The following is a 2,984-nucleotide window of genomic DNA, read 5'->3' as shown; positions in this document are numbered from 1 at the left end:
AGGATTAGCCAAGGCAGAATCATGACGGGCTCGTTTCCTTTCGCAAATTCGCAAGGTTCATATCAGACCGCTACCAGCACGATGGCGCCGATTACCAGCACGGCACCAGCAGCCATCGAGGCGGCATACCAACGCAGTTGACCGGTCTCGGTGCGGCTCAGGGCGGTGTGACCGCCTTTGGCCATACGCGGGATCAGACCGATGGTCTGGTCGAGCGGGTCTCTGCGCAGTACATGGCTGATCGCAAGGTACGGCTTGACGAACAGTTTGTCGTAGATCCAGTCGAAGCCCCAGGCAGCGAACCACCAGGCCGAAAGGAAACGGCCGATGCCGCTGTTGGCGATTGCCGTCACGAAGCGACGCTTGCCGAGGAACAGCAGGGCCGCCAGCAGGATACCGGCCAGAGCGATGGCGCCCGAGGCGATTTCCAGACTGTGCTTGGCTTCGCCACCGGCATGGCCAACGCTCTCAGGCAGTACGCCATGCAGTGGCGGCACGATCATGGCGCCGACGAAAGTCGACAGCACGATCAGTACCGACAGCGGCAGCCAGTGCGAGATGCCGTGACCGGCGTGGGCTTCAGTCTTGGCTTCACCGTGGAACGTGATGAAGATCAGGCGGAAGGTGTACAGCGACGTCATGAACGCGCCGACCAGACCGGCGTAGAGCAGACCGTGGTTGCCGCTGGCGAACGCTTCCCAAAGGATTTCGTCCTTGGAGTAGAAGCCTGCGGTGACCAGTGGCAGGGCGGCCAGAGCGGCACCACCGACGATGAAGCTGGCGTAGGCCAGTGGCAGTTTTTTCCACAGACCGCCCATCTTGAAGATGTTCTGTTCGTGGTGGCAGGCAACGATCACCGCACCGGAAGCAAGGAACAGCAGGGCCTTGAAGAAGGCGTGGGTCATCAGGTGGAAAATCGCGCCATCCCAGGCACCAACACCCAGCGCCAGGAACATGTAGCCGATCTGGCTCATGGTCGAGTAGGCGAGGATACGTTTGATGTCGGTCTGTACCAGAGCGGCGAAACCTGCGAGAACCAGCGTCACACCACCGACGATGCCGACCAGGTGGAGGATTTCCGGCGCCAGGGTGAACAGACCGTGGGTACGGGCGATCAGGTAGACACCGGCGGTCACCATGGTTGCAGCGTGGATCAGTGCCGACACCGGGGTCGGACCAGCCATCGCGTCCGCGAGCCAGGTCTGCAGCGGCAGTTGCGCCGATTTACCGACCGCGCCACCCAGCAGCATCAGGGTCGCCAGGGTGATCCAGAAGTCGCCGACCTGGAATTTCTGCGGTGCCAGCACCAGCAGTTCCTGGATGTTCAGCGTGCCCACTTGCTGGAACAGGATGAACAGGCCGATGGCCATGAACACGTCGCCGATCCGGGTCACGATGAAGGCCTTGAGTGCGGCGTTACCGTTGTTGCGGTTGCTGTAGTAGAAACCGATCAACAGGTACGAGCACAGGCCCACGCCTTCCCAGCCGAAGTACAGGAACAACAGGTTATCGCCGAGCACCAGGAACAGCATGCTGGCGATAAACAGGTTGGTGTACGAGAAGAAGCGCGAGTAACCCGCTTCGCCGCGCATGTACCAGGACGCGAACAGGTGGATCAGGAAACCCACACCCACCACCACGCCAAGCATGGTGATCGACAGGCCATCGATGTAGAGAGCGAAGTCAGGCTTGAAGCCTTCGACCGCCATCCACTTCCACAGCACCAGGGTGTAGTGACCGCCCTCGGGAGGCGCGACGTTGAATTGCCAGATGACGTAGGCGGCGACAATCGCCGACAAGCCGATGGAACCCACGCCGATCAGCGCCGAGAGGTTTTCCGACCAGCGTCCACGGGAGAACGACAGCAGCAGGAAACCGATCAGAGGGAATACAAAAGTCAGAAAGATTAGGTTCATCCGCGCATCTCACTGGCAGCGTCGATATCGAGCGTGTGGAAGCGGCGATACAGTTGCAGCAGGATCGCCAGACCAATACTGGCTTCGGCGGCTGCCAGGCTGATCACCAGGATGAACATGATCTGTCCATCCGGTTGCGCCCAACGGGCGCCCGCAACGATGAAGGCCAGGGCAGAGGCGTTCATCATCACTTCCAGACTCATCAACACGAACAAAATGTTGCGGCGGACCATCAGGCCGACCAGACCAAGGCAGAACAGGATGCCGGCAACGGCCAGTCCATGTTCGAGAGGGATAGCAGGCATGTCTTACTCCTTCGCCTCGTTACGGCCCAAATGGAACGCCGTGACGGCTGCGGCGAGCAGCAGCATCGAGGCGAGTTCGACCACCAGCAGATACGGGCCGAACAGGCTGACGCCCACGGCTTTTGCATCGACGGTGGTGTGGCCGATGGCCTGACCGCTCTGGTGAGCGAACAGCACATACAGCAGTTCGGCCAGCAGCAGGGCGGCGAGAATCACCGGCCCTGCCCAGATACCGGGCTTGAGCCAGGTGCGTTCCTGCTGAACCGAGGCCGGGCCCAGGTTCAGCATCATCACCACGAACACGAACAGCACCATGATGGCGCCGGCGTAGGCGATCACTTCCAGCACGCCGGCGAACGGCGCGCCGAGTGCGAAGAAGGTCATGGCCACGGCGATCAACGAGATGATCAGGTAGAGCAGGGCGTGCACAGGGTTGGTGTTGGTGACCACACGAAGCGTGGACACAACCGCGATACCCGATGCGAAATAGAAAGCGAATTCCATCGTTCTTCCTTAAGGCAGCAAGCTCTTCACGTTGATCGGTTCGGCTTCGTTCTGTGCAGAGCCTTTCGGCTTGCCAGCGATTGCCATACCTGCAACACGATAGAAGTTGTAATCAGGGTTTTTGCCGGGGCCGGAGATCAACAGATCTTCTTTCTCGTACACCAGGTCCTGACGTTTGAACTCGGCCATCTCGAAATCCGGGGTCAGCTGGAATGCGGAGGTCGGACAGGCTTCCTCGCAGAGACCGCCGAAAATGCAG

At 60.2% G+C, this 2,984-nt stretch carries 3 protein-coding genes and 1 pseudogene; all 4 read right to left on the bottom strand.

What is annotated here, in order from left to right; all coding sequences use genetic code 11:
- Positions 1–62: 62 nt before the first annotated feature.
- On the bottom strand, positions 63–1,916 hold the full coding sequence (nuoL, locus tag ACIP8I_RS27060) for an NADH-quinone oxidoreductase subunit L (RefSeq protein WP_007964862.1): 1,854 nt from the start codon (positions 1,914–1,916) through the stop codon (positions 63–65).
- On the bottom strand, positions 1,913–2,221 hold the full coding sequence (nuoK, locus tag ACIP8I_RS27055; RefSeq protein WP_003180046.1) for an NADH-quinone oxidoreductase subunit NuoK: 309 nt from the start codon (positions 2,219–2,221) through the stop codon (positions 1,913–1,915). The genes nuoL and nuoK overlap by 4 nt, the downstream gene beginning before the upstream one ends.
- A 3-nt stretch (positions 2,222–2,224) precedes the next feature.
- On the bottom strand, positions 2,225–2,725 hold the full coding sequence (gene nuoJ, locus ACIP8I_RS27050; RefSeq protein WP_003223793.1) for an NADH-quinone oxidoreductase subunit J: 501 nt from the start codon (positions 2,723–2,725) through the stop codon (positions 2,225–2,227).
- A gap of 9 nt (positions 2,726–2,734) precedes the next feature.
- A pseudogene (locus tag ACIP8I_RS27045) lies at positions 2,735–2,984 on the bottom strand (NADH-quinone oxidoreductase subunit I); the annotation flags it as partial.

The organism is Pseudomonas sp. NPDC088414, assembly GCF_044753325.1.
GTDB lineage: Bacteria > Pseudomonadota > Gammaproteobacteria > Pseudomonadales > Pseudomonadaceae > Aquipseudomonas.
The sequence above is the reverse complement of the archived record's forward strand: the minus strand, read 5'-3'. Positions and strand labels throughout refer to the sequence as shown.

Excerpts from the sequence above, each read along its gene's own strand:
- nuoL (WP_007964862.1), bottom strand. The coding sequence starts at position 1,916 with ATGAACCTAATCTTTCTGACTTTTGTATTCCCTCTGATCGGTTTCCTG.
- nuoK (WP_003180046.1), bottom strand. The coding sequence starts at position 2,221 with ATGCCTGCTATCCCTCTCGAACATGGACTGGCCGTTGCCGGCATCCTG.
- nuoJ (WP_003223793.1), bottom strand. The coding sequence starts at position 2,725 with ATGGAATTCGCTTTCTATTTCGCATCGGGTATCGCGGTTGTGTCCACG.